The sequence below is a fragment of the Micromonospora sp. WMMD975 genome, assembly GCF_029581215.1.
Classification (GTDB): domain Bacteria; phylum Actinomycetota; class Actinomycetes; order Mycobacteriales; family Micromonosporaceae; genus Micromonospora.
In genome coordinates this window covers 2319407-2343986 of record NZ_CP120739.1, presented here as the reverse complement: position 1 = coordinate 2343986, position 24580 = coordinate 2319407, and the positions used below count along the sequence as shown (strand labels likewise).

The following is a 24580-nucleotide window of genomic DNA, read 5'->3' as shown; positions in this document are numbered from 1 at the left end:
ACGATGCGACGCCCGCGCGGGGCCCGGTTCGCGATCGCTCTCCGGTCGTCAGACCGGGCGGCCGGTCCCCGGCAGGCTCCGTCCCGGCGCAGGCGGAGCGTCTACCGCCTTCCCACCTTTGCGGCGGCTCGTAGCTGTTCGGCCGTCCGCGCGAGTTCGGCCGCCTCGGCGGGCGCGGTGTTGCTGAGCCCGCTGTGCAGCGCCGCCGAGCTGCGCAGGAAACGCCGCAGCACGGCCACGAGCAGCCCTTCCGGCAGCGTCCGCAACGCACCGAATCCGCGCGGGACCGGCGGGCTCGGCATGGCGGCCAGGTTCTGCCGGATGAGGCCGATCATGTGGCGGATCGCGTCCGGATCGTCGGCCAGCGCCACCGGACCGCCCGCCGCGTACACCGCCTGCCCGAGCGGCGTCGCGAACGCGGCATGCGTGGTGAGCCAGGCGTCCATCCGCGGCTCGACCTTGACGTTGATGCCGGCGGCGCGGAACGCCCGCGCGATCCGTTCCAGCCGTGGGGTGGCGCGGCCGTCGGGTTCGCCGATCGGCATCGGGGCCAGGCGGTTCAGGAAGGTGGGCGCGCGGTAGCGGACCACGTCACCGTCCATCGTGCCGCCGGCGGTGGGGAAGCCGAGCAGCACCCGCTCGTGGCCGATCACCGCGCCCAGCGGCGCCGCGCCGGCTGCCCAGTTGACCAGGAACAGCACGTCGCCTTCGAGGCCGGCGAGTGACTCCAGCACCGCGTCCACCTGATGCGCGCGGACGACGACGACGATCAGGTCGTACGCACCGTCCGGGTGCTCGACCACCGGCACCGGCACCCGCCGGACGGTCGGGCTGGTCTGCTCGGCGAGCCGCACGCCGTGCCGGCGCAGGGCGGCCAGGCGCTCACCCCGGGCCAGGAGCGACACGTCGTGCCCGGCCTCGTGCAGGTGGGCGGCGAGCAGGCTGCCGCAGACCCCGGCGCCGTACACCAGCAGTTTCATGTCCATCCCACCCAGTCATTCATACGTCCGTTTAAATCGTACGTCTGTAGAGTAGCTGCTCATGGGGTCATCCGATACCCGCACCCAGATCCTCGACGCGGCCGAGCACCTGTTCGCCGAGCACGGCTACCGTGGTGCCTCGATCCGCGCGATCACCGACCGCGCCGGAGCGAACCTGGCCGCCATCGGGTACCACTTCGGTTCGAAGGCGGAACTCCTGGCCGCGGTCGCCCGCCGGGTGATCGAGCCGATCACCGCCGCGCAGGCCGCCGGCCTCGACCGGGTGCTCGCCGAGACCCCGGACCCGCCCGTCGCCGACCTGGTGGAGGCGTTCGCGGGGCCGCTGTTCGACCGGATGCGGGCCGGCGACGAGGGCGGTGCCCGGACGTCCCGGCTGATCGTGATGATCCTCAGCGATCCCGCCGAGGAGGTGCGCAACTGGACCGGCCCGGCCGCGGACACGGTCCGCGACCGTTTCGTGGCGGCCTTCGAGCGCGCCCTGCCCGGCCTCCCCCAGGAAGAGCTGTGGTTCCGGATGCGGGGGATCCTCGCCGTGACCGCCGTGGACCGCGTCGGGGTCTACCACCAGGATCCTCCGGCCAGCCTCCCCCCGGAAACGGGCCAGGCCGCCCGGAACTGGGCGATCACGTTCCTGACCGCGGCGATGAGCGCGCCACCGACCGGACCTGACGTCTCGGGACGGCCGCGGTCGGCGGCCGGACCGTGTGACCGGAGGCCATGACGATGCGGTGAACCGGGGCGGGTTTCAGCGGCGCCACCAGCGCCACCGCCGCCGGGTCCGCGCCGGACGGGCGACGTGCGGCACCGGTTCGACGGCCGTGGCCGGGACGGCGCGCTGCCGGTCGGCCCGCCAGCGGCGTACCACCTCGTCGACGTCGACCGGGCGGACCACCACGCGCGGGCCGGTGGGGGCGCGCAGCCAGGCCACCACCTCGGCGTTGAGCACCGCCACGTACGACCGGACCGCCTCCTCGGTGGTCAGGTCCCGCACCTCGTCGGGAAGCTGCTCGATGCGCCGGCGCAGTTGCAGCGGGGTGGGCAGCATCAGGTCCGACGGGATCTGCTCCCGCTCCATGAAACCGCGGATCCACCAGCCCTCGTCGTAGGGCATGTCCCGGCCCGGGATCGGCTTGCCGGCGCCCGGCAGGTTGTCGAACTCCCCACGCTCCTGGGCCGAGCGGATCTGCGCCTCGACCGCGGCCTCCCAGCCGTACGTCACCGCCGTCACCTCCCGCATACACCGTATCCGGCGCGGGAGGATCGATCGAACCGTGGTCGGGAGACCGATCATGGTCCGGATGTCGTGACGCGCCGGTAAGGCCGAAAGAGGTCTCGGCAGTGCGTCGGCTTCGGCTCAGCGAGTGATGGCGAGCCGTTCTCACTCCGGCAACATGCGTAGTTGTGCGGCCAGTACGGTGTCGCGCGGTCCCGTGACGATGACCAGGGAGTCGTCGATGTGGCCGCCGCATGCGGCCAGCGGGGTTTCGCTGGACATGTCGGGGCACGCGAGGTAGAGCCATGCCGGTCCGCGCTTGCCGTCAATGGTCAGGGCGTGGGTGCCGGTGGGCTCGGGCGGATTGTTGGTGTCGAGCCGGTCGATGAATTGCGGTGGCGGTGGGCCGCCACCCCACGGTGGTGCGCCTCGACGCCCGGCGAGGGCCAGTTGGTAGTTGATCAGCGTCGCCCAGAGGTGATGCACGACCGAGCCTCCGGTGGCGTCTCGGACGGTGGTGACGTCGACGCTCGTGTCGTCGTGGAGTTCGTGGCCGACGCGGACCTCGACTGGTCGGGCGCATCCCAGGTCACGCGCGACGCCGTGCGTGTCGATGTGGGTCCTCTCGCTGCGCTGGCCGACCATGTGAGCGCGGTGGCGTGGCGCTTCCAGCACGGCGAATCTCGTCCCGAGCCAGCCGTAGATCTCTTGGGACATCGGCGTGGTGCCCCATGCCGCACCGGTCCGGCCGTGATCTGACGGTTCGGGAACCTGCGCCATGCTGGAGGCCTCCTCGCACCGTTCGTAGACGCGTCACGGGTGTTCCCGCTCGCGCGGCGCGGCCCATGCCGCCGCGCTCGGGTGGGACGACAAGTATGCGCTGACGGAGGGATCGTGGGGATTGGCAGGCGGTGCCGTCGGACAGCGGTCCACTACCGTGCGGCCATGCAGCTGACGCGGGACCTGCCTGCTGGCTGATGGTGCAGGTGCACCGGCGCGTCACGATCAAGGCGGAACCCGGCCGGATGCACGTAGTGTGCCGGCGGGCGAGAGAAGGGCGGTGGCGTGCGGGACTGGCTGATCCCGGAGTTCCTGCCGGTGATCGGCCCGCTTGACGACGTCGTCGTGGTCGCCCTCGCCCTGCGCTACGCCGGGCGGCAGGTGCCCCGGCAGGTGCTGCTCGACGCGTGGCCGGGTGAGCCTCGGCTGCTGCTGCGCCTGCTCGGCGACGCCGGGGCACGTCGCCGGTGACGCGACGCCGGGGCACGTCGCCGGCGTCGGTTCAGGGCAGTCGGCGTACGTGCCGGTGGCCGTCGCGGGGGAACGGCGGGCGGGCCGGCAGCACCTCGGCGAAGGCGTACCCGCTCTTTTCCGCCACCCGGCAGGAGGCCGGGTTGTCGACCTGGTGGAACAGCTCCATCCGGGTCAGGCCGGCGGCGGCGAACCGGGTGAACGCCCACCCGGTGACCGCGTCGACCGCGCGGGGCGCGACGCCGCGCCCGCGAGCCGGGGCGGCGGTCCAGTAGCCGATCTCGGCGGCCGGGCACCCGGGTCGGACCTCCTTGAGCAGCACGCACGCCACCAGCCGCTCCCCCGCCGGCTCGGGTTCCAGCACGGCGAAGCTGAACCGGCGGTCGGCGGCCCAGCCCTGCCGGGCGCGGCGCAGGAACGCCCGCGCGTCGGCGCGGGTCGTCACCGGCCACCGGGTCCAGGCGCGCAGCACCGGATCCCGGTACGCCTCCAGCAACGCCTCGGCGTCGCCGTCACGCCACGGTCGCAGCAGCAGACCGGGCGCGGTCGGGGTGGCGGCGGCGGACAGCACGACGGGCATCTGTCGAGTGTCGCGCGTCACCCGCCCCGGCCGCGAGCCCGGACCTCCCGGCGGCGGTGGGCGGCGTAGGGTCCGGGCAGGGTCTACGGCGGGAGGCGGCGTGGTCACGTTCGGTGCGGTGATGGGGATCGCCCTGGTGGCGCTCGGTCTGGTGCTCACACCCGGGCCGAACATGGTCTATCTGGTGTCCCGCTCGGTCACCCAGGGGCGGCGGGCCGGTCTGGTGTCGCTGCTGGGGGTGGCGGTCGGTTTCCTGGTCTACCTGGCCGCCGCGGTGGCCGGCATCGCCACCGTGTTCGTGCTGGTCCCGCCGCTCTACACGGCGGTGAAGCTGGCCGGTGCGGCATACCTGCTCTGGCTGGCGTGGCGGACGCTGCGCCCGGGCGGCCGGTCGGCGTTCACGCCGCTGCCGCTGCCGCCGGACGGGCCCCGGCGCCTGTTCACCATGGGTCTGGTGACGAACCTGCTGAACCCGAAGATCGCCATCCTGTACGTGTCACTGCTGCCGCAGTTCGTCGATCCGGCGCGCGGGCACGTGGCGGTGCAGAGCCTGCTGCTCGGGGCGACCCAGATCGGCATCGCGTTGACCGTGAACGCGGTGATCGTGCTCAGCGCCGGCGCGGTGTCGACGTTCCTCACCCGCCGGCCGGGCTGGGCGCGCCTGCAGCGGTACGTGATGGGCACCGTGCTGGCCGGGCTCGCGGTGCGGATCGCCGCCGACCGCTCCCGCGCCGCCGTCGCCACGCCCTGAGGCGGTACGCGGGTCAGCCGGGCGGTTCGCGCAGCACCGCCACGCCGCCGGGCGGCACGGTGACCGCGTCGTCGACCGGCTCGTCGGTGAGCAGTTCGTGTCCGGTGGCCGGCACCCGCTGCGGCCGGTCGGTGTGGTTGAGCAGGAACAGCCAGCTCCGGTCGCCGTCGCGGCGGCGGACCGCCTCGACGCCCGGCGGGGCCGCCGGGCAGGTCGGGACGACGCCGGCGAGCCGGGCCGCGTCGACGAGCAGCCGGCGGTACGTGTCGTCGTCGGGTCGGGTGGAGACGTACCAGGTGCGGGCGGCGCCGATCCGGTGGCGGGTGACCGCGGGGCGGCCGTCGAGCACCCCGCCGATGTACGCGGTGACCGTCTCGGCGCCGGCCAGGTGCACCGTCTCGGACCAGATCCGGCCGATCCCGCCGCTGGTCAACGGCACCCGTTCGTCGTCGGCGAGGGGGTGGAACTCCTCCACCCGCACGCCGAGCAGGTCCCGGTAGGCGCCGGGGTAGCCGCCGAGGCGGATCCGGGCGTGTTCGTCGGCGACGCCGCTGAGCCAGGTGACGAGCAGGTGCCCGCCGGCGTGGACGTGCCGGCGTACCCAGTCGGCGGTGGCGTCGGAGGCCAGGTAGAGGGCGGGGAGCACGAGCAGCCGGTGCCCGTCGAGCGGGTCGCCCGGCATCACCAGGTCGGCGGTGATGCCGGCGTGCCACAGCGTCCGGTGCGCGGCGGCCACCTCGCCGGGGTGGTCGAGGCCGTCGCGGGGCATCCCGGGGTGGCGCAGCGCCCAGCCGCTGGCGGCGTCGTACGCGATCGCCACCCGCGCCTGCACGTGGCCGGTCGCGGTCCCTTCGAGCCGGCGCAGCGCGGCGCCGAGGTCGCTGGCCTCGCGGAACACGCGGGTGTCCGCGCCGGCGTGGGACACCACCGCGGAGTGGAACCGTTCCGCGCCGCCGGCCGGGGCGCGCCACTGGAAGAACATCACCCCGGCGGAGCCGCGGGCCACGTGGGCGAGGCTGTGCCGGGTCATCCGGCCGGGTTCCTTGGTGTGCATCCGCCCGGCGGTGTGGATCTGGTTGGGGGCGCTCTCCATCAGCAGCCACGGCGCGGGTCGGCCGGCGCCGTGGCGGGCCCAGCCGCGGGCGAGGTCGGCGGCGAGCGCGGTCTGTTCCTCCGCGCCCCGGTCGACCCGCGTCGGGTAGTGGTCGACGGCGACCACGTCGACCTCGCGCGCCCACCGGGCGTGGTCGACCGGCACCCAGTCGCCGAGGACGTAGTTGGTGGTCACCGGCACCGACGGGTTCGCCGCCCGCAGCAGGTCCCGCTGTTCGGTGTACGCCGACAGCAGGGTGTCGGACCAGAAGCGGCGGAAGTCGAGCAGGTGGCCGGGGTTGCCCAGGTACTGGGTGGCGCGGGGCGGGCCGATCTGCGCCCAGTCGGAGTAGTGCTGGCTCCAGAAGCTGGTGACCCAGGCGTCGTTGAGCGCGTCGAGGTCGCCGTGGCGGTCGGTGAGCCAGCGGCGGAACGCGGTCTCGACGTGCGGGCAGTGGCAGGTGGTGCCGTACTCGTTGTGCACGTGCCACAGCGCCAGCGCGGGGTGGTGGGCGTACCGGGCGGCGAGCACCTCGGCGATGCGGCGGGCGGCGGCGCGGTAGGCGGGCGCGGCGGCGCAGTAGGTGTCGCGGCTGCCGTGGTGCAGGCGTACCCCGTCGGCGGTGACCGGCAGCGCGCCGGGGTGGTTGAGGGTGAACCAGGGCGGTGGGGAGGCGGTGGGCGTGGCCAGGGCGGCCCGGATGCCGTTGTCGTGCAGCAGGTCCAGCACCCGGTCGAGCCAGTCGAGGGTGTAGCGGCCGGGGGCGGGTTCGAGGCGGGACCAGGCGAACACGCCGACGGTGACCAGGTCGACGCCGGCCGCGCGCATCAGGGCGACGTCGTCGCGCCACACCTCGGGCGGCCACTGCTCCGGGTTCCAGTCGCCGCCGTAGCGGAGCCCGCCGTCGCTCCACAGCGCTTTAGTTGTCATCTGCGCCAAAGTAGGAACAGGTGGGGCGGAAAGTCAATGCCGTCGATCATTGACAGTTAGTTGTGGTTCCAAAGAAACTTGCGGGACCGCCCGTGTCGCCGCGAGGAGACGCCCATGCCGTACCGCCCGCCGCTGGTCCCGTACGAGACGTTCGTGGCCGACCCGCCCGACCTGCCGGTCCGCGCCCCCGGTGAGGAGGGCGCCGACGACGTGCTGCGGGCGCGCGTGGCCGCGACCGACCCGCACGGTGTCACGCTCACCGTCACCTGCGGCTCCGGTCGCACGCTCGTCGGCCGCGTCGAGGCCGCCGGGGACGGGATCCTGCGGGTACGCCTGACCGACGACCTCTCCGTGCGCAGCCGCTCCGCCCGCGCGCTGGACCTGACCCGGCCGCAACCGCACCCGGCCGAGGTCACCGTGGACGAGACGTACGCGCGGGTGGACGCCGGCGCCGTGGTCGCCGAGATCCGCCTCGACCCGTGGGGGCTGCGTTTCTTCGCCGCGGACGGTCGGCTGTTGCTGGCCGGCGACAGCGGCACCCGGGACATCAGCGGCCGGCGACGCACCCTGCCGTTGGGTCGCTCCACCGTCGACGGCGAGCCGGTCGCCTGGCACGAGAGCTTCGTCGCACCCGGCGACGAGCGGTTCGTCGGCTTCGGGGAGAAGTTCACCCCGCTGGACAAGCGCGGCCAGCGGCCCCTGATGTGGAACTTCGACGCGTTCGGCGGCGAGTCCGACCGGTCACACAAGAACGTGCCGTTCTACCTGTCCGACCGCGGTTACGGCGTGCTCGTCGACAGCGGGCTGCCGGTGCAGTTCGACGTCTGCGCCAGCACCCACAGCAGCGTGCAGCTGCTGGTCCCGGACGACCTGCTCGACTACTACGTGCTGGCCGGCCCGACCCCGGCGCAGGTCCTGGACCGGCTCGACGCGCTCACCGGCCGGCCGTACCTGCCGCCGAAGTGGGCGTTCGGCGCGTGGATCTCCTCCGGGTTCTTCCCGGACAGCGAGCAGCGCGTGCGGGAGCGGGCCTGGCTGATCCGGGACCGGGGCATCCCCTGCGACGTGCTGCACCTGGACTGCTACTGGCAGGTCGCCGGGCGCTGGTCGGAGCTGCGCTGGGACGAGCAGGCGTTCCCCGACCCGGCCGGGATGCTCAAGGACCTCGCCGAACAGGGCTTCCGGGTGTGCCTGTGGATGAACCCCTACCTGATGACCGACAGCCCGCTCTACGCCGAGGCGGAGGCCGCCGGCTACTTCCTGCGCCGCCCCGACGGCGCCACGTACGTCGCCGACACCTGGCACGGCAGCTACCCGGTCTGCGCCATCGTGGACCTCACCAACCCGGCGGCGGTGCGCTGGTTCCAGGGCCTGCTGCGCCCCCTGCTGGCCCAGGGCGTCGCGGTTTTCAAGACCGACTTCGCCGAGGCCGTACCCGCCGACGCGGTGGCGCACAACGGCATGAGCGGCGTCGAACTGCACAACGTCTACGCGCTGCTGTTCAACGACGTGGTCGCCGACGTCACCGAGGAGGTCGCCGGGCACCGCACGGTCTGGGCGCGCTCGTCGTACCTGGGCGGGCAGCGGCACAGCGCGCAGTGGAGCGGCGACGTCAACGCCACCTGGCCGGGCATGGCCAGCACGCTGCGCGGCGGGCTGTCCCACGGGCTGTCCGGGGTGCCGTTCTGGAGCCACGACACCGGCGGGTTCCACGGCACCCCGGAACCCGACCTGTACGTGCGCTGGACCCAGTTCGGCGCACTGTCGCCGCTGGTCCGGCTGCACGGCACCACCAGCCGCCTGCCCTGGGACTTCCCGCCCGAGGCGGAACGCCACGCGGTGGCCGCGCTGCGGCTGCGTTACCGGCTGCTGCCGTACCTGTGGTCGGCGGCCGTGGCCGCGGCCCGCACCGGCGCCCCGATGATGCGGGCGCTGCTCGTCGACACCCCCGACGACCCGACCGCCTGGACCAGCGACCTCCAGTACCGCCTCGGCACCGACCTGCTGGTGGCGCCGGTGCTCGACCCGTGCGGGGAGCGCGCCGTCTACCTGCCGGCCGGTGACGACTGGCTGGACGCGGCCACCGGGCAGCGGCACGCCGGCGGCCGGCACCTGCGGGTACGCGTGCCGCTCGACCGGCTGCCGCTGTACGTGCGTCGGGGCGCGCTGGTGCCGGTGGCGCCGCCCGCGACGACCGTCGCCGAGGGCCCGTTCCGTGAGGTCACACTCGTCTCGTGGGGTGGCGTCGACGGGGTGGGCGTGGTGCACGACGACGGCGGCGACACCACGGTCACCGCCACCCGCGACGGCGACACGCTGCGGGTCCGGGTGGACGGGCCGCTCGACGTCCGCCGGGTCAGCGTGGTCGGCGCGGACGCGCCGCGCCGGATCACGCTCAACGGCGAACCGGTGCCGGTGACTCCGTTCGAGCCCTGGTTCGGCACCTGACGGGCGCCGCGCCTATTTAGTTTAAGCTGTAGCCGAACTCGATGGTCGGCGGCGCGGGAGGCGGGCACCACGTGATCAGCATCGACCGGCCGGTCCAGACGGCCGACCTCGGCGACGTGCGGGTGGCCAACCGGGCGGTGGTGCTGCGCCACGTGCGCCGGCACGCGCCCTGCTCCCGCGCCGACGTGGCCGCGCACACCGGGCTCAACAAGGCCACCGTCTCCAGCCTGGTCAGCGAGCTGATCGAGCACCGGCTGCTGCGCGAGACCGGGCTGACCGAGAACCGGGTCGGCCGGCCGGCCACCATGCTCGTGCTCGACGGCTCCCGATACGTCGGGCTCGGCCTGCAGATCGGCGCCGACGAGCTGGTCGTGGTCGCCGCCGACCTGACCGGCGGGCCGCTGCTCACCTGGCGGCGGGCGTTCGCCGCCGCGACCGCCGGACCGCAGGAGACGGTACGGGCGCTCGCCGCGCTGACCCGCCGGGCGGTCACCCGGATCACCGGCGCGGACCGCACCGTGCTCGGCCTCACCGTGGGCGTGCCCGGACTGGTCGACGCCGCCGGCGCCGTGCCGTCCGCGCCCGCGCTGGGCTGGCGCGATGTGCCGCTCGCCGCCGAGCTGCGCCGCGCGTTACACGATCCCGGCTACCCCGTCGGCGTCGACACCGACGCCAACCTCGCCGCCTGCGCCGAGCTGCGGCACGGCCCGTACGCCGGCACGGCCGACCTGGTGCATCTGACCGGCGGGCTGGCCATCGGCGCCGGCCTGGTCAGCGGCGGCCGGCTGCTGCGCGGCGGCCGGGGCTTCGCCGGCGAGATCGGCCATCTGCCCGTGCTGGCCGGCCCGCCCGACGGGCCGGCGTGCCGGTGCGGCCGGCACGGCTGCCTGACCGCGCTCGCCGGCGTGGACGCCGTGGTGCGCCGCCTGCTGCCCGACGCGGCGCTGGACGGCCCGATCACCGACTACCTGCCGGAGATCGAACGGATCCAGGCCCTCGCCCGCGCCGGTGACGAGCCGGTGCGCGCCGGGCTCACCGAGATCGGCCGGCAGCTCGGGCAGGCGGTGTCCGTCCTGGTCGACCTGCTCGACCCGGAGGTCGTCGCCGTCGGCGGGCACCTGGCGGCGCTCGCGCCGTGGCTGCTGCCGGCCGCCCGCGCCGAAGTGGCCGCCCGCGCCCCCGGACCACCGGCCGCGGTCCGGATCGAGGCCAGCGCGTTGGGGTCCGCGGCCAGCGCGCTCGGCGGCGCCACCGCCGCGCTGGCCACCGTGGAGGCCGGGCAACTGCCCGTCGGGTGACCCTTGACCGCGCCGCCGCCGGGTGCCAACCTCGGTAGCGCCGCCACCGGGACCGGGCACTTCCGCGGGCGGCGTGTTTTCCGGCGGTCGTCGAAGCGCTTCACCATCGCTCCGGGCCGACGCCGCCGGCCTACCACCAACACCTTGACGCGTGCGCGTCGCCGTTCACCGGCCCCTGTGTCGAAGCGCTTCGACACAGGGAAGCGGAGCGACCCGTACGCCCACCCGGAGGCGCCCGACATGACCGACCGCATCCCGCACCACCGGCTGGACGACCTGCTGGCCCGGCTCACCACGCCGGAGAAGCTCGGCCTGCTGCACCAGTGGCAGGCACCGGTCCCCCGGCTCGGCCTGCCCGCGTTCCGCACCGGCACCGAGGCGCTGCACGGCGTCGCCTGGCTCGGCGAGGCCACCGTGTTCCCGCAGGCGCTCGGCCTCGCCGCCAGCTGGAACCCGGACCTGATCCGGGCCGTCGGCGCCGCCGTCGGCGACGAGGTGCGCGCCAAGCACCGGGCCGACCCGCAGCGGGTCGGCCTGAACGTGTGGGCGCCGGTGATCAACCCGCTGCGCGACCCGCGGTGGGGCCGCAACGAGGAAGGCTGGTCCGAGGACCCCTGGCTGACCGGCCACCTCGCCACCGCCTACGCGCGTGGGCTGCGCGGCGACCACCCGACGCTGCTGCGGACCGCACCCACCCTCAAACACTTCCTCGGCTACAACAACGAGACCGACCGGGCCGTCACCTCCAGCGACTTGCCGCCGCGGGTGCTGCACGAGTACGAGCTGCCGGCGTTCCGCGCGCCGCTGGCCGCCGGCGCGGCAGTCGCCGTGATGGCGTCGTACAACCTGGTCGACGGCGTGCCGGCGCACCTGAGCCCGCTCATCGACGGCGAGCTGCGCGGCTGGGCCGACGACGAGGTCATGGTGGTCGGCGACGCCGGGGCCGTCGGCAACATCGCCGGCGTGCAGGAACACCTGCCCGACCACGTGACCGGCTTCGCCGCGGCGCTGCGCGCCGGCGTGGACAGCTTCACCGAGGACGACGAGGACCCCGAGCCGACCGTCGCGCGGCTCACCGAGGCGCTGGCACGCGGGCTGATCAGCGAGTCCGACGTGGACCGGGCGGTCCGGCGGATCCTGTCGGTGCGGCTGCGCCTGGGCGACCTCGACCCGCCCGGCCACGACCCGTACGCCGACGTGCCGGCCGACGTGGTGAACTGCCCGGCCCACCGGGAACTCGCCCGCGAGGCCGCCCGCCAGTCGATCGTGCTGCTGTCCAACGACGGGCTGCTGCCGCTCCCGGCCGGCCTGCGGGTCGCGGTGCTCGGCCCGCTCGCCGACACGGTGCTCACCGACTGGTACAGCGGCACCCTGCCGTACGCGGTCAGCCCGTACGCCGGGCTGCTCGGGCGGCTGCCGGAGGTGACCACCCACCCGGGCGCGGACCGGATCGCGTTGCGCGTCGCCGGCCGGGCGGTGTGCCGCGCCGACGGCGGGCCGCTGGCGTTGGCCGACGCGGCGCCCACCGAGTTCGACGTGGTCGACTGGGGCCACGGGGTGGTCGCGCTGCGCGCGGTCGACACCGGCCGGTACGTCGGCGCGGACGAGGACGGCGCGCTCGTCGTCGACCGGCCCGGCCCGGGTGGCTGGGTGGTCCGCGAGACGTTCCGCCCGCAGCACCGGCCCGACGGCACCGCGCTGCTGCACCACCTGGCCACCGGCCGGCACGTCGGCGTCGACCCGGACGGCCGGCTCAGCGTCACCACCGGCGACCCCGCCGCGTTCACGGTGGAGCTGCGCGTCGACGGGGCCGCCGAGGCCGCCGCGTTGGCCGCCGCCGCCGACGTGGCCGTGGTGGTGCTCGGCAACCATCCGATGGTCAACGGCCGGGAGACCGAGGACCGGGCCGACCTGACCCTGCCCAGCGGCCAGCAGGAGCTGCTACGCGCCGTGCACGCGGCGAACCCGCGCACCGTGCTGGCGCTGACCAGCAGCTACCCGTACGCGGTCGGCTGGGCCCGCGAGCACCTGCCGGCGGTGGTGTGGAGCGCCCACGGCGGGCAGGAACACGGCAACGCGCTCGCCGACGTGCTGCTCGGCGCGGAGGACCCGGGTGGCCGGCTCCCCCAGACCTGGTACGCCGACACCGCCGAGCTGCCCGACCTGCTCGACTACGACGTCATCGGCGCCGACGCCACCTACCTCTACCACCGCGGGGAGCCGCTGTACCCGTTCGGCCACGGACTCAGCTACGGCCGGTTCGACTACGATGATCTCCGGTTGAGCACCGCGACGGCGCAGGCCGGCGAGGAGGTCGAGGTGAGCGTCGAGGTCACCAACACGGGCCGCCGCCCGGGCACCGAGGTGGTGCAGCTCTACACCCGTCAGCGACGCTCCCGGGTCAAGCAGCCGCTGCGGCAGCTGCGCGACTTCACCCGGGTCACCCTGGAGCCGGGCTGCGCGGCCCGGGTGACGCTGCGGCTGCGTACCGCCGAACTGTGCTGGTGGGACGCCGACCGCGCCGCGGCGGTGGTGGAGGACGCCACCCACTCGGTGCTGGTCGGCCGCTCCGCCCGCGACGTCCGACTGGTCGGGGCGCTCACCGTGACCGGCGGCGACGCGCCGGTCGGGTCGGTGGCGCGGCGCTGCGGGGCCGCCCGGTGAGCGGCCGGGCCGCCGGCGAGCAGGTGACCATCGCCGACGTGGCCCGCCACGCCGGGGTGGCGGCGAGCACCGTGTCGTACGTGCTCAGCGGCAAGCGCACCATTTCGGCGACCACCCGCGGCCGGGTGCTGGCGAGCGTCCGGGCCCTGGGCTACCACCCGAACGCCGGGGCGCGGGCGTTGGCCAGCCGCAAGGCCAACGTGATCGCGCTGGTGCTGCCGCTGCGCACCGGCATGCAGGTGCCGGTGGTGATGCGGTTCGCCACCGCGGTGGTCACCACCGCCCGCCGCCACGACCACGACGTGCTGCTGGTCACCGCCGACGAGGGCCCGGCCGGGCTGCACCGCATCGCCGGCAGCGCCCTCGTCGACGGTGTGCTGCTGATGGACGTGGAGTTGGAGGACTCCCGGGTGCCGCTGCTGCGGGAGTTGGCGCTGCCGGGCGTGCTGATCGGGCATCCGGCCGACAGCACCGGCCTGGCCTGTGTGGACCTGGACTTCCGGCGGGCCGGGGAGCTGTGCGTGGAGCACCTGGCGGCGGCCGGGCACCGCCGCGTCGCGTTGCTCGGCGCCCCGGCCGCCGTCTACGACCGGGGCACCGGTTTCGCCCACCGCACCCGCGACGGGGTGGTGGCCGCCGCCGCACGGCTCGGCGTGGACGCGGTGACCCGGTCCTGCGAGGAAGGTCCGGCGGCGGTGCGCCGGGACCTGTCGGCGCTGCTGGCCGAGCATCCCGACGTCACCGGGCTGGTGGTGCAGAACGAGTCGGCGGTCGGCCCGGTGCTGGCGGCGCTGCCGCTGCTGGGTCGCCGGGTGCCGCAGGACGTGGCGGTGGTCGCGGTCTGCCCCGACGAGCTGGCCGAGCCGTCCGGGCTGACCTGCGTGCCGGTGCCGGCCGAGGAGGTGGGCCGGCAGGCGGTGACGTTGCTGATGCGGCGTCTGCGCGACGAGCCGGTGCCGGAGGTGACGCTGCTGGAGCCCCGGCTGACCGTCCGCGACACCAGCGTCGGGTGATCAGAGGTTGTCCGGGCGGCGCAGCGCCGGATGGTGCTCCCCCGGCGCCGCGTACCAGGGCGCGGCGCCGTCGGTCAGCGCCGAGTCGATCCGCAGCCGGGCCCAGTCGTCGAGGTCGGGCAGCGCGTCGGGGGTGAACCAGGCCACCGCGAGGGACTCGTCGCCGTCGGCGGTGGGCGCCCCGCCGACGGCCCGGCACCGGAACCACACGTTGAGGTATTCGCAGGCGTCGCCGTTGGGGTAGACCACCGGGTGGGTGGCCACCCCGGCCAGCCGGTCCACGGCCACGTCGACACCGGTCTCCTCCCGGACCTCGCGGACCAGCGCGTCGGCGGGCTGCTCGCCCGGGTCGACGGTGCCGGCCGGCACCGACCAGCGGCCGTTGTCGCCGCGGCGGGCCAGCAGCACCCGCCCCGCGTCGTCGGTCACCACGGCGCTGACCCCGTAGAGCATGAGCAGGTCGTGGCCGACGTGTTGGCGCAGCCGGGCGATGTAGGGCGACACGGGCATGGCGAGCACGCTACCGGCCGGCCCGCCGGTGCCGCCGGAGCATCCCGGCGGCCAGCGCCGCGCCGTCGAGGTCACCCGCGGCGATGCGGCCGGCGACGGTACGCCGCACCAGCCGGTCGGCCAGGCCCGGCGCGTGCCGGGCCAGCGCCAGCTCGACCCGGCCGCGTCGGGTGGTGGCCACGTCCCGGGGGGCGCGGCGGGCGGCGGCGGCGCGCAGGATCGCCGCGACCACCCCGTCGACCGGCTCCGGCCGGGACACCCCGCTCAGCGACAGTCCGGCGGCCTCGGTGCTGTCGTGGATCGGGGAGGGGACCATGCTGGGGTAGACGACGCTGACTCCGACGTGTGTGCCGACCTCGTGGCGCAGCGCGTCGGCGTACGCGACGAGCGCCCGCTTGCTCACCCCGTACGCGGCGGCCAGGGGCAGCGGCAGCACGGCCATCCGGCTGGCCACGAAGATCACCCGACCGCGGGTGGCCTCCAGGGCGGGCAGCGCGGCGGCGGTGGTGCGCCAGGCGGCGAGCAGGTTCACCTCCAGCTGGCGGCGCACCACCTCGTCCGGGGGCAGCTCGGCCGGCGCCGGTCCGCCGACGCCGGCGTTGTTGACCAGCAGGTCCAGCCCGCCGAGCCGGTCGACGGCGGCGGCCACCGCCGGTGCCGTCGCGGCCGGATCGGTCAGGTCGACCCCGAGCACCGGCGGCGTGGCGTCGGTGTCGGCGTGCAGGTCCAGCCCGACCACGTGCGCGCCGGCGGCGGTCAGCGCGTCGCCCAGGCGCCGGCCGAAGGTGCCCCGCGCGCCGGTGACCAGCGCCCGGCGGCCGGCCAGCGCGCTCACCGGGTCGCTCCGGCGCGCCGCGCGCCGGCGGCCAGTTCCCGGCGCAGCTCGGCCAGGTAGGCGTCGAAGTCCACCCGCATGTGCGGGCGGCGTTGCCCCCAGCGGGCGGTGGCGGCGCGTAGCTCAGCCCGGCAGGCGGCGGCCTGGCGGGCCGGATCCGGCGGTGCCCAGGTGCCGGCCAGGCGTGCGGCGACCAGCCGGGCCTGCGCCTCCAGCAGCGGGAACGCCGCGCCGGTGGACTGCATGAGCCCGACGAACGCCAGCCCGGGGGCATCCAGGTGGAACACGTGCCGGTACAACGGCAGCCGGTCGGCGCCGTCGCCGAGCAGGCTCGGGTCGATGAACGGCATCCGCACCCGGTAGCCGGTGCACCAGATGACCAGGTCGATCGCGTCGACGCGACCGTCGGTGAACGCGACCCGCCCGCCGGCGAAACGCGCGATCCCAGGCCGGGCCTGGATGTCGCCGTGGGTGAGCCGGGACAGCAGCGTGTCGGAGAGCGTCGGGTGGTCCTGGAGGAAGCCGTGTGTCGGGGCGGGCAGTCCGTAGCGGGCGGGTGGGCCGACGGCGGCGGTGAGCGTGGCCTGGCTGATCCGTTGCCGCAGCCGCCAGGGCAGGTGGCGGGCCAGCGCCCCGTTGAGCGTGTCCGAGGGACGGCCGAGCAGGTATTTCGGCACCACCCAGACGCCGCGGCGAAGCGACAGCAGCGTCCGGGTGGCGGCGTACGAGGCGTCGACCGCGATGTCCATCGCGGAGTTGCCGCCGCCGACGACCAGGACCCGCCGGCCGGCGAGCTGCTCCGGCCCGCGGTAGTCGTGGCTGTGCATCTGCTCGGCGGCGCATTCGCCCGGGTAGGGCTCGGGCCGGTGCGGCACCCGGTTGTGCCCGTTTGCCACCACCACCGCCGCGACGTCGACCTCGACCGGCCCGGCGGGACCCTCGGCGTGTACCCGCCAGCCGTCGCCGGCGCGGGTGACCCGGTCGACGGTGTGCCGCAGCCGCACCGCCTCGCGCAGGCCGAACCGGTCGGCGTAGTCGTCGAGGTAGCCGGCGACGCGGGCGTGGTCGGGGTAGTCGGGCCAGTCGGCCGGCATCGGATGGTCGGCGAACTCGGTGCGCCCCTTGCTGGTGTTGAGGTGCAGCGTCCGGTAGGCCGGCGAGCCGGGCGCGCCGTAGACCCAGAGCCCGCCGATTGTGTCGGCGGTCTCGAAGGCTACCGCCGGCACGCCGACGTCGGCGAGCGCTTTGAGTGTGGCCAGCCCGGCCGCTCCGGCGCCGATGACCGCCACCCTGGGTGGTGCCGCCATGACCGCCCCCCTTAATCCAACGACTGCTGGATAATTCCCCGGCGGGCGTGCCGTCGTCAAGCGGTGGCCGGCGGGTAGAGCCCGTCGAGGAACCGGTGCACGAACGCGCGGAACTCCCGCCGCTCCCGCGCCCCGGAACCGGTGCCCGCGGCCAGCGCCACCACGTGCCCGTGCACCGCCCAGACCAGGCTGCGTACGGTCACGTGCGGGGCCGGCTCGACCAGCGCCCCGGCGGCGGACGCGGCGGCCAGCAACTGCTCGACCTGCGCGTACAGCGGCGCGGCGTAGCGCCGGTCCAGTTCGGCGTGCCGCTGCGGCTCCAGCCAACGACGCAGCCACAGCGCGGTCGTCTCGGGCCGGTCCTCCAGGAAGTCGACGAACACGTCGACCAGGTCGTGCAGGGCGCGCAGCGCATCGGTCGGCCCGGCCGCCAGGGCGGCGCGCGCGCGTTCCCCGGCCGCCTCCAGCGCCGCCCGCTCGGCGGTGAACACCCGGGCGAAACAGGCGTCGTAGAGCTGCGCCTTGGCGCCGGTGTGGTGGGCGACGGTCGCCACGTCGACGCCGGCCGCGGCGGCGACGTCCCGGACGCTGACCGCGTCGAAGCCTCGCTGCGCGAACAGCGCGGTGGCGGCGTCGAGCACGAGGTCGCGGGTGGGTCGCTGGTCGTCGCGGCGGGGCCGGCCCGGCCGGCGGCGGGGCATGGTCATCCGGCCATTGTCACCCCTACAATCCAGCAACCGTTGGATTGGGGTGCCGAGGATGACCGGGATGGAGCAGCGACACGAGACCGTCGCCCTGCCGCGTGGCCCGCTGCTCGGCTTCGCCGCCGGGTCGCTGGGCATGGGCGTGTGGGTCACCGTGCCCGGCCTGCTGCTGCTCTACTTCCTCACCGACGTCCTCGCGGTCGCGCCGTGGCTGGCCGGGTTGACCCTGCTGCTGCCAAAGGTCGCCGACGTGCTGCTGCACCCGTGGGTCGGGCATCGCAGCGACCTCGAGCAGGCCCGCCGGGGCCACCGCCGGCGGCTGCTGCTGGCCGGCTGCGCGTTGCCGGCGGCGTTCGCCGTGCTGTTCGCGGTGCCCGGCGGGCTGACCGGCGCGGGTGCGGCGGCCTGGGTGGCGGTGTTCTTCGTGGCCGGCAACCTGCTGTTCGCCGCCTACCAGGTGCCCTACCTGGCGACGCCGGCGGACCTGCGGATCGGCTATCACGAGCGGACCCGGCTGATGGCCTTCCGGATGGTGGTGCTCACGCTCGGCATCCTCGTCTCCGGGCTGCTGGCGCCGCTGCTGGCCGGCGGTGACGCCGCCACCCGCGGCGGCTACCTGCGGATGGCCGTGGCGCTGGCCGCCGGCATGCTCGCCGCGATGGCGGTCGGGGTGGCCGGGATCGGCCGGCTGCGCCGCACGGCGTCCACCCCGACGCTCGGGCCCGGCGCCGGCGGGTGGCGCACGCTGGCGGCGAGCCTGCGGGACCGGCAGTTCCGCCGGCTGGCCGGCGCGTACCTGGCCATGTCCACCACCACCCACCTGGTCCTGGCCGGGGTGCCCTACTACGCGCAGTACGAGCTGGGCCGGGCCCGGCTGGCCACGGTGCTGGTCGCCGCGTTCGTCGCGCCGGCGCTGCTTGTCACACCGGCGTGGCTGGCGCTGGCCCGGCGGGTCGGCAAGCAACGCGCGCTGCTCGGCGCGCAGGTCGCGTTCGCCGCCGGGTCGATGGTGCTGGCGGTCGGCCGTCCGGCCGGGCTGCCGGTGCTGGTCGCCGCCGTGGCGGTGCTCGGGGTGGCGTTCGCCGGCATGCAGCTGCTGCCGTTCTCGATGCTGCCCGACGTGATCCGCGCCGCCGGCGCCGAACGGGCCGGCACCTACACCGGGGTGTGGACCGCCACCGAGGCCACCGGCGCGGCGCTCGGCCCCTACGCGTACGCATTGTGCCTGGCCGCGGGGGGCTTCGTCGCGTCGACCGCCGGGCAGTCCGTCACCCAGTCGGCGCAGGCCCTCGCGGCGCTGCGGTACGGCTTCGGTCTGCTGCCCGCCGCCGTGATGGTGGTCGCGGTGCTGGTGCAGCGCCGCTACACCCTCGACGGCGCGGCCCGCGCCGACGGCGGCCACTAGACTTCGCCCCCGATGGACGCCGACCTGACCACCGAGACCCGCCCCTGCGCCCACTGTGGGCGGGAGGTGCCGCAGCGCGTCGGCGCCGGCCGGCCGTTCCGCTACTGCCGGGACAACGACGGCGCCTGCCAGCGGGCCGCCCGCAACTCGCGGATGCGGCACCGTAACTCCCCCGGCCTGCCCGGGCAGGTGGCCCGCACCTGGGAGGCGGTGGACCGACTCGACCAGGTGGTGGAGACGCTCACCGAGGCGCTGCACGCCGAGCTGTCCCCGGCCGGGGTGGAGCGGCAGCTCGCCGAGGTACGCGCGGAGACCTCCGCGCAGGTCGCCGCGGCGCACGCCGAACGCGACGAGGCCCGCCGCGACGCCGAGGACGCCGCCGCCGCGGCGGCCCGGGACCGGCAGGAGACCCGGGCCGCGTACGCCGACCGCGACGCGGCCCGGGGCCACGCCGAGCAGGCGCGGGCGGCGGCCGACGCGGCCGTCGAGCGGGCCGCCGCCGCGGAGACCGCCCGCGACGCCGCCCGCGCCGAGGCCGGCGCCGCGCAGGCGCTGCGGGTGCAGGCCGAACGCGACCGCGACGCCGCGCGCGCCGAGCTGCGTACGGTGCGGACCGAACGCGACGGCGAGCGGCAGCGGGTCGCCGAGCTGACCGCCGAACGGGACACCGCCCGCGCCGACGCCGAACGCGCCACCCGGTCCGCCGCGGAGGCCCTGGACCGGGCACAGCGCCTGCGCGCCGAGGCCGACGCGGCGCGCGCCGAGGCGCAGGCCGCCCGGACGCAGGCGGTCGAGGACCGCCGCTCGGCGCAGACGGCGACCGAGCGGGCCGACGCCGAGGCGGTCGCCGCGCGGGCGGCCCGCGCCGAGCGGGACCGGGCCGAGGCCGCCCGCGCCGAGGCCGTCGCCGCCGCCGACACCGCCCGCGCCGAGCGGGACCGCGCCGACGTCGCCCGCGCCGAGGCGGTCGCGGCGGCGGACGCGACCCGGGCGGAGGTGGCGGCGCTCGCCGCCGAGCTGGTCGAGGCCCGCCGGGCGGTGGCCGCCGCGCAGGCCCGGGCGGAGGAGTCGGCGGCCCGGCTGGTCGCGGCCGACGCCGACCGGGACGCCGCCGAACGGCGCGTCGGGCAGCTCGCCGACCAGGTCAGCGACCTGGCCGGGGCGCTGGCCGCGCTCGGCTCGCGGGCCGGCTGACCCGTCCGCCGGCGGCGTCCAGGCGGAGACCGCGCCTTCTGGGGGGCCGTCCCGCACCACGATCCGGGGAGCCCGGCCACGGACCGGGACGGGGCAGCGCGGCGGTGGCCCGCCGGGCCAGGATGTTGGCATGGGAAAGACGTACGAGCGCATCGACGGCCGGCTGCGGGAGTTCATCGAGGCGCAGCCGGTGTTCTTCGTCGCCACCGCCCCACTGGCCGGCGACGGCACGGTCAACCTGTCCCCCAAGGGGCTGCGCGGCGCGCTGGCGGTGCTCGACGAACGCACCGTGGCCTACCTCGACTTCGCCGGCAGCAACGCCGAGACCATCGCCCACCTGCGGGAGAACGGCCGGGTGACGCTGATGTGGTGCGCGTTCGCCGGCCCGCCGACGATCGTGCGGGTGCACGGGCGCGGTGAGCCGGTGTTCCGCGACGACCCGCGCTGGCCCGACCTGTTGCGGCACTTCCCCGACATCGACCCGGGCCCGCACGGCCTGCGGGCAGTGATCGTGGTGCGCGCCGAGCTGATCCGCGACACATGCGGCTACGCGGTGCCGCTGATGAGTTACGACACCGACCGGGATCTGCACGGCCGCCGGTTCGCCCGGGAGGACGACGCGTCGCTGTCGGCGTACTTCGCCGGCAAGGAGCACGTGGCGACGAGCATCGACGGGCTGCCCGGCCTGCCGTTGCCGTTGCCGCCCACCCCGGCGCGGTGAGCCGCGCGGCGGCGGAGGAAGGTCTTCCCGGCGGGCCCCGACCGGCGCGTCACTGCTCATCGTCACCTCCGGCGCGCGTGGTCGGTACCATCCCCGGTGACGGCCGGAACACTCCACCGATTCGAGGGGCTGTCGCGGCCGGTTACCCTTGAGGTTCCCGACCCGCGGACGGCCTCATCCGACGTGGGTGGGGAATGGGTGGGCGGTGACCGGCCGTTACACCTGAGGACCAGCACCACGGACGAGGGGAAGTCGATCATGGGCGAGCGCATGCTGCGCGGTAGCCGGCTGGGCGCGGTCAGCTACGAATCCGACCGGAACACGGAGCTCGCGCCGCGGCAGACCCGCGAGTACCTGTGCGCCAAGGGCCACCAGTTCGAGGTGCCGTTCGCCGTCGACGCCGAGGTCCCCACGACCTGGGAGTGCAAGTTCGACGGCAGCGTCGCCCGGCTGGTCGACGGCAACGAGCCGGAGCAGAAGAAGGCCAAGCCGCCGCGCACGCACTGGGACATGCTGCTGGAGCGGCGTTCCATCGCCGAGCTGGAGGACATCCTCGCCGAGCGGCTGCAGGAGGTCCGCACCCGCCGCGGACGCGCCTGAACAAACCGAAACCGTCGAAACGCCCCCGGGGATCACCCCGGGGGCGTTTCGTCACGTCACGAGCGTCGCTTGTCAGCGGTCGACGATCTCGCCCTCGATCGCCGCGCCCGGCTGATGCGCGGCCGGGGGCTGCTCAGGCGTCGGCGTCGGCGTCGGCTGCGGGGGCGCCGGTTGCGCGGCGCCCGGGTAGACCCGCACCCGACGCGGGCCGAACAGGTCACCGGCGACCATCGACGACACCCGCCGCTCGGTGGACCGGCGCACCCCGGCGGCGGTGAGCCGGCGCACCGGCGGCACCATCAGCAGCAGCCCCACCACCCCGCTGACCAGCCCCGGCAACGCCAGCAGCAACGCACCGGCCAACCCGACGAGCCCGTCGGTGACCTGCGGACCCGGCGGCTGCCCGGCCTGCGCGGCGGCCCGGAAACGCCGCCACGCCCGCATGCCCTCACGGCGCAGCAGCACCAACCCCAGCAGCGACGCCGCGAACACCAGCAGCAGCGCCGCGCCGAACCCGACGGCCCGGCCGACCAGGACGAAAACGGCCAGCTCCAGCAGCGTCAACAGCAGCAGAGCCAGTGGTATGAATCGCAGTCCTCGGCGCATCTCACCCCATCCGGTGCGTCGTCACGCCCCTCCAGCATGACACGCCCGCGCTCACGGCCACCGCGCCAACGCCCGCGGGCGGCCCCGCACCGCCGCCCGCCGGTCCCGCACCCCCCACCGGGTGACCCGCCACAGCGCCTCCGCCACGATCAACGGGCTCATCTTGCTGTCGCCGTGTTCCCGTTCGGCGAACGTGATCGGCACCTCCACGATGCGCACCCCGGCACGGTGCGCCAGCCGGGACAACTCCACCTGGAACGCGTACCCCTGGGACCGCACCGAGTTCAGGTCGATGGCCTCCAACGCCGTCGACCGGTACACCCGGTACCCGCCGGTGGCGTCGCTGACCGGCATGCCCAGCGCCACCCGCGCGTACAGGTTGCCCACCCGCGACAGCAGCAGCCGCCGCCACGGCCAGTTCAGCACCCGCGCGCCGGGCGTCCACCGGGAGCCGATCACCACGTCGGCGTCGCGGGCGGCGTGCAGCAGCGCCGGCAGGTCCTCCGGGGCGTGCGAGCCGTCGGCGTCCATCTCCACCACCGCGTCGTAGCCGCGCTCACGCGCCCACCCGAACCCGGCCAGATACGCCGCGCCGAGGCCGTCCTTGCTCCGCCGGTGCAGCACGTGCACCTGCGGGTCGACCCGGGCGAGCATGTCGGCGATACCGCCGGTGCCGTCGGGGCTGCCGTCGTCGGCGACGAGCACGTCCACCGCCGGCGCCGCCGCGCGGACCCGGGCGACGATGCGGCGTACGTTGTCCGCCTCGTTGTAGGTGGGGATGACCACGAGGACCCGCCCCACCCCGGGATGGCCGGCTGCCACACCCACCGTCGCACCGCCTCTCGTCGGCTCAACCGCCGGTGGGCTCCCGGCGGCGGCGCAGCACCGCCGCGCCGGCCAGGGCCGCGACCGCCAGGGCCGCGAGCGCCACCTCCGGCCACACCCCCGCCACGGTGGCCGGGGTACGCCCGTCCCCGAGTCGCATCTGCCGCACCACCACCTCGGCGGTGTTGAACCCGGTGGCACCGTCTACCCGCCCGTCGGGGGAAACGAACCCGGACACCCCGACCGTGGAGGACATCAACGCGGCACGGCCGTGCTCCACGGCCCGCAGCCGCACCATGGCCAACTGCTGGCGGGCCTCGGCCACGTCGAAGGTGGCGTTGTTGGTCTGCACCACCAGCAGCTGCGCGCCGCCGGTGACGGTGTCCCGGACGATCCCGTCGTAGGCCACCTCGAAACAGATCACGTCGCCCAGGACGGCCGGCCCGGCGTCGAGCACCCCGGGACGGTCACCGGGAACGAAGTCGGAGCGGACCCGGTCGACCTCCGCGCTGACCTTCCGGGCGATCGACCGCAGCGGCACGTACTCGGCGAACGGCACCGGATGCCGCTTGGTGTACAGCTGGGTCAGGTCCGCGCCGCTGCCCGGCCGCCACAGCAGGCCGGCGTTGCGGACCTGACCCTCGCCGGGGCCGAGCAGCACCGCGCCGACCAGGATCGGCGCGCCGATCGCGTCGGCGGCCTGGGAGATCCGGTAGCCGGCGGCCGGGTTGCGCAGCGGGTCGATGTCGCTGGAGTTCTCCGGCCACACCACCACGTCGGGGCGGGCCTGCTCACCCCGACCGACCCGCTCGGCCAGCTTCAGGGTGGCGTCGACGTGGTTGTTCAACACCTGCTGCCGCTGCGCGTTGAAGTCCAGACCGAGGCGGGGCACGTTGCCCTGCACGACGGCCACGGTGACGGTGTCCCCGGCGCCGCGTACCCCCGCCGGGACGACCGGCCCGGCGGCGAGCAACGCGGCCAGCGCGGCGGCGAACGCGGCGACCGGCCGCCACTGCCCGGCCGGGCGGGACCAGTCCCGCCACCCGGCGGCGAGCAGGATGCCCCCGGCCAACGCCACGGCGAACGTCACGAGCGGGGCGCCGCCGAGCGCCGCCAGGCGCAGCAGCGGCGACGTGTCCTGGCTGAACGCCAACCGACCCCACGGGAACCCGCCGAACGGGATGCGGTCACGCAGCGCCTCCTGCCCGACCCACAACACACCGGTCAGCAGCGGCCACGCCGCCGCCCGCCGGTCGGCCAGCGGCGACACCCAGGCGGTGGCGGCGCCGAGCAGCGCCAGAAAACATGCCTGCGACACCGACAGCAGCACCCACGGCAGCCAACCGGTGTGCAGGTTGGTCCACTCCAGCAGCGGCGCGAACAGCACCACCCCGGTCAGGAACCCCAACCCGGCGCCGGCGCGCACCCGCCGCCGGTGCGCCGCGGCGGCCAGCAACGCCACCCCGACCGGCGCGAGCGGCCACACCCCGTACGGGGGGAACGCCAGCAGCAACGCCAGCCCCGCCAGCACCGCGGCCGGCGCGGCCAGCGTCAGCGGCAGCGGGCGACGCGCCACGCCGCCCGGGCGTGCCCCGCCCGTGGCACGCGGCTGTTCCCGGTCCAGCGTCGTC

23 protein-coding genes are annotated in these 24580 nt (G+C 75.5%); 11 read left to right on the top strand and 12 right to left on the bottom strand.

Annotated elements, in window-relative coordinates:
• Positions 1-101: 101 nt before the first annotated feature.
• The gene (locus O7613_RS09965; RefSeq protein WP_281589402.1) at positions 102-980 is read right to left on the bottom strand and encodes a 2-dehydropantoate 2-reductase N-terminal domain-containing protein; all 879 of its coding nucleotides are present in this window, start codon (positions 978-980) and stop codon (positions 102-104) included.
• A gap of 61 nt (positions 981-1041) precedes the next feature.
• Between O7613_RS09965 and O7613_RS09960 the strand changes: the two genes are divergently transcribed.
• Positions 1042-1722 carry a TetR/AcrR family transcriptional regulator gene (locus O7613_RS09960; RefSeq protein ID WP_282293443.1) on the top strand — a complete coding sequence of 227 codons (681 nt, stop codon included), beginning with the start codon at positions 1042-1044 and terminating at the stop codon, positions 1720-1722.
• Between the two features lie 24 nt (positions 1723-1746).
• Here O7613_RS09960 and O7613_RS09955 read toward each other — a convergent pair whose 3' ends face one another.
• On the bottom strand, positions 1747-2238 hold the full coding sequence (locus tag O7613_RS09955; RefSeq protein WP_282293441.1) for a DUF1992 domain-containing protein: 492 nt from the start codon (positions 2236-2238) through the stop codon (positions 1747-1749).
• A gap of 141 nt (positions 2239-2379) precedes the next feature.
• The gene (locus O7613_RS09950) at positions 2380-2994 is read right to left on the bottom strand and encodes a hypothetical protein (RefSeq protein ID WP_282293440.1); all 615 of its coding nucleotides are present in this window, start codon (positions 2992-2994) and stop codon (positions 2380-2382) included.
• A 285-nt stretch (positions 2995-3279) separates the two neighbouring features.
• Between O7613_RS09950 and O7613_RS09945 the strand changes: the two genes are divergently transcribed.
• The gene (locus O7613_RS09945; protein ID WP_282293439.1) at positions 3280-3465 is read left to right on the top strand and encodes a YkvA family protein; all 186 of its coding nucleotides are present in this window, start codon (positions 3280-3282) and stop codon (positions 3463-3465) included.
• 31 nt (positions 3466-3496) lie between these two features.
• Here the strand turns inward: O7613_RS09945 and O7613_RS09940 are convergent, their stop codons facing one another.
• Positions 3497-4045: a GNAT family N-acetyltransferase gene (locus O7613_RS09940; RefSeq protein ID WP_282293438.1), complete on the bottom strand. Its 549-nt coding sequence runs from the start codon at positions 4043-4045 to the stop codon at positions 3497-3499.
• Between the two features lie 100 nt (positions 4046-4145).
• Between O7613_RS09940 and O7613_RS09935 the strand changes: the two genes are divergently transcribed.
• The gene (locus tag O7613_RS09935) at positions 4146-4796 is read left to right on the top strand and encodes a LysE family translocator (protein WP_282293436.1); all 651 of its coding nucleotides are present in this window, start codon (positions 4146-4148) and stop codon (positions 4794-4796) included.
• 13 nt (positions 4797-4809) lie between these two features.
• Here O7613_RS09935 and O7613_RS09930 read toward each other — a convergent pair whose 3' ends face one another.
• Positions 4810-6819, bottom strand: coding sequence for a beta-galactosidase (locus O7613_RS09930; RefSeq protein WP_282293434.1), 2010 nt, complete (start codon positions 6817-6819; stop codon positions 4810-4812).
• Positions 6820-6933: 114 nt separating this feature from the next.
• Here O7613_RS09930 and O7613_RS09925 point away from each other — a divergent pair, with 114 nt between their 5' ends.
• The 4 genes from O7613_RS09925 (at position 6934) to O7613_RS09910 (ending at position 14242) form a co-directional block, all read left to right on the top strand.
• Positions 6934-9267 carry a TIM-barrel domain-containing protein gene (locus O7613_RS09925; protein WP_282293432.1) on the top strand — a complete coding sequence of 778 codons (2334 nt, stop codon included), beginning with the start codon at positions 6934-6936 and terminating at the stop codon, positions 9265-9267.
• Between the two features lie 71 nt (positions 9268-9338).
• Positions 9339-10565 carry an ROK family transcriptional regulator gene (locus tag O7613_RS09920; protein WP_282293430.1) on the top strand — a complete coding sequence of 409 codons (1227 nt, stop codon included), beginning with the start codon at positions 9339-9341 and terminating at the stop codon, positions 10563-10565.
• A 240-nt stretch (positions 10566-10805) separates the two neighbouring features.
• Positions 10806-13229, top strand: coding sequence for a glycoside hydrolase family 3 C-terminal domain-containing protein (locus O7613_RS09915; protein ID WP_282293429.1), 2424 nt, complete (start codon positions 10806-10808; stop codon positions 13227-13229).
• The gene (locus O7613_RS09910; protein ID WP_282293428.1) at positions 13226-14242 is read left to right on the top strand and encodes a LacI family DNA-binding transcriptional regulator; all 1017 of its coding nucleotides are present in this window, start codon (positions 13226-13228) and stop codon (positions 14240-14242) included. The genes O7613_RS09915 and O7613_RS09910 overlap by 4 nt, the downstream gene beginning before the upstream one ends.
• Here O7613_RS09910 and O7613_RS09905 read toward each other — a convergent pair whose 3' ends face one another.
• From O7613_RS09905 to O7613_RS09890, 4 genes are read right to left on the bottom strand one after another with little or no spacing between them, the layout of a single operon-like run.
• Positions 14243-14752 (bottom strand): NUDIX domain-containing protein, encoded by a 510-nt coding sequence (locus O7613_RS09905; RefSeq protein ID WP_282293426.1) that lies wholly within the window; start codon positions 14750-14752, stop codon positions 14243-14245.
• 10 nt (positions 14753-14762) lie between these two features.
• Positions 14763-15587: an SDR family NAD(P)-dependent oxidoreductase gene (locus O7613_RS09900; RefSeq protein WP_282293424.1), complete on the bottom strand. Its 825-nt coding sequence runs from the start codon at positions 15585-15587 to the stop codon at positions 14763-14765.
• Complete coding sequence (locus O7613_RS09895) at positions 15584-16894, bottom strand: NAD(P)-binding domain-containing protein (protein WP_282293423.1); 1311 nt, start codon at positions 16892-16894, stop codon at positions 15584-15586. The genes O7613_RS09900 and O7613_RS09895 overlap by 4 nt, the downstream gene beginning before the upstream one ends.
• 56 nt (positions 16895-16950) lie before the next feature.
• The gene (locus tag O7613_RS09890) at positions 16951-17595 is read right to left on the bottom strand and encodes a TetR/AcrR family transcriptional regulator (protein WP_282294518.1); all 645 of its coding nucleotides are present in this window, start codon (positions 17593-17595) and stop codon (positions 16951-16953) included.
• Positions 17596-17662: 67 nt separating this feature from the next.
• Here O7613_RS09890 and O7613_RS09885 point away from each other — a divergent pair, with 67 nt between their 5' ends.
• The 4 genes from O7613_RS09885 (at position 17663) to O7613_RS09870 (ending at position 21518) form a co-directional block, all read left to right on the top strand.
• Positions 17663-19003 carry an MFS transporter gene (locus O7613_RS09885; RefSeq protein WP_282293422.1) on the top strand — a complete coding sequence of 447 codons (1341 nt, stop codon included), beginning with the start codon at positions 17663-17665 and terminating at the stop codon, positions 19001-19003.
• Between the two features lie 12 nt (positions 19004-19015).
• A complete protein-coding gene (locus O7613_RS09880) occupies positions 19016-20197 on the top strand; it encodes a hypothetical protein (RefSeq protein ID WP_282293421.1) in 1182 nt (393 codons plus the stop codon).
• A 130-nt stretch (positions 20198-20327) separates the two neighbouring features.
• Positions 20328-20918: a pyridoxamine 5'-phosphate oxidase family protein gene (locus tag O7613_RS09875; RefSeq protein WP_281589435.1), complete on the top strand. Its 591-nt coding sequence runs from the start codon at positions 20328-20330 to the stop codon at positions 20916-20918.
• Positions 20919-21176: 258 nt separating this feature from the next.
• Complete coding sequence (locus tag O7613_RS09870) at positions 21177-21518, top strand: RNA polymerase-binding protein RbpA (RefSeq protein WP_007460094.1); 342 nt, start codon at positions 21177-21179, stop codon at positions 21516-21518.
• Between the two features lie 72 nt (positions 21519-21590).
• Here the strand turns inward: O7613_RS09870 and O7613_RS09865 are convergent, their stop codons facing one another.
• Genes O7613_RS09865 through lnt form a run of 3 tightly spaced genes read right to left on the bottom strand, consistent with a single transcriptional unit; the run spans position 21591 to position 24525 of the window.
• Positions 21591-22124 (bottom strand): FxsA family protein, encoded by a 534-nt coding sequence (locus O7613_RS09865; protein ID WP_282293420.1) that lies wholly within the window; start codon positions 22122-22124, stop codon positions 21591-21593.
• A 51-nt stretch (positions 22125-22175) separates the two neighbouring features.
• Positions 22176-22952 carry a polyprenol monophosphomannose synthase gene (locus O7613_RS09860; RefSeq protein WP_281589439.1) on the bottom strand — a complete coding sequence of 259 codons (777 nt, stop codon included), beginning with the start codon at positions 22950-22952 and terminating at the stop codon, positions 22176-22178.
• Between the two features lie 22 nt (positions 22953-22974).
• On the bottom strand, positions 22975-24525 hold the full coding sequence (gene lnt, locus O7613_RS09855) for an apolipoprotein N-acyltransferase (protein WP_282294517.1): 1551 nt from the start codon (positions 24523-24525) through the stop codon (positions 22975-22977).
• Positions 24526-24580 lie beyond the last annotated feature (55 nt).

Excerpts from the sequence above, each read along its gene's own strand:
- O7613_RS09905 (WP_282293426.1), bottom strand. The coding sequence starts at position 14,752 with ATGCCCGTGTCGCCCTACATCGCCCGGCTGCGCCAACACGTCGGCCAC.
- O7613_RS09965 (WP_281589402.1), bottom strand. The coding sequence starts at position 980 with ATGAAACTGCTGGTGTACGGCGCCGGGGTCTGCGGCAGCCTGCTCGCC.
- O7613_RS09960 (WP_282293443.1), top strand. The coding sequence starts at position 1,042 with ATGGGGTCATCCGATACCCGCACCCAGATCCTCGACGCGGCCGAGCAC.
- O7613_RS09880 (WP_282293421.1), top strand. The coding sequence starts at position 19,016 with ATGGACGCCGACCTGACCACCGAGACCCGCCCCTGCGCCCACTGTGGG.
- O7613_RS09925 (WP_282293432.1), top strand. The coding sequence starts at position 6,934 with ATGCCGTACCGCCCGCCGCTGGTCCCGTACGAGACGTTCGTGGCCGAC.
- O7613_RS09915 (WP_282293429.1), top strand. The coding sequence starts at position 10,806 with ATGACCGACCGCATCCCGCACCACCGGCTGGACGACCTGCTGGCCCGG.
- O7613_RS09930 (WP_282293434.1), bottom strand. The coding sequence starts at position 6,819 with ATGACAACTAAAGCGCTGTGGAGCGACGGCGGGCTCCGCTACGGCGGC.
- O7613_RS09885 (WP_282293422.1), top strand. The coding sequence starts at position 17,663 with ATGGAGCAGCGACACGAGACCGTCGCCCTGCCGCGTGGCCCGCTGCTC.
- O7613_RS09955 (WP_282293441.1), bottom strand. The coding sequence starts at position 2,238 with ATGCGGGAGGTGACGGCGGTGACGTACGGCTGGGAGGCCGCGGTCGAG.
- O7613_RS09865 (WP_282293420.1), bottom strand. The coding sequence starts at position 22,124 with ATGCGCCGAGGACTGCGATTCATACCACTGGCTCTGCTGCTGTTGACG.
- O7613_RS09875 (WP_281589435.1), top strand. The coding sequence starts at position 20,328 with ATGGGAAAGACGTACGAGCGCATCGACGGCCGGCTGCGGGAGTTCATC.
- O7613_RS09940 (WP_282293438.1), bottom strand. The coding sequence starts at position 4,045 with ATGCCCGTCGTGCTGTCCGCCGCCGCCACCCCGACCGCGCCCGGTCTG.
- O7613_RS09895 (WP_282293423.1), bottom strand. The coding sequence starts at position 16,894 with ATGGCGGCACCACCCAGGGTGGCGGTCATCGGCGCCGGAGCGGCCGGG.
- O7613_RS09870 (WP_007460094.1), top strand. The coding sequence starts at position 21,177 with ATGGGCGAGCGCATGCTGCGCGGTAGCCGGCTGGGCGCGGTCAGCTAC.
- O7613_RS09890 (WP_282294518.1), bottom strand. The coding sequence starts at position 17,595 with ATGCCCCGCCGCCGGCCGGGCCGGCCCCGCCGCGACGACCAGCGACCC.
- O7613_RS09950 (WP_282293440.1), bottom strand. The coding sequence starts at position 2,994 with ATGGCGCAGGTTCCCGAACCGTCAGATCACGGCCGGACCGGTGCGGCA.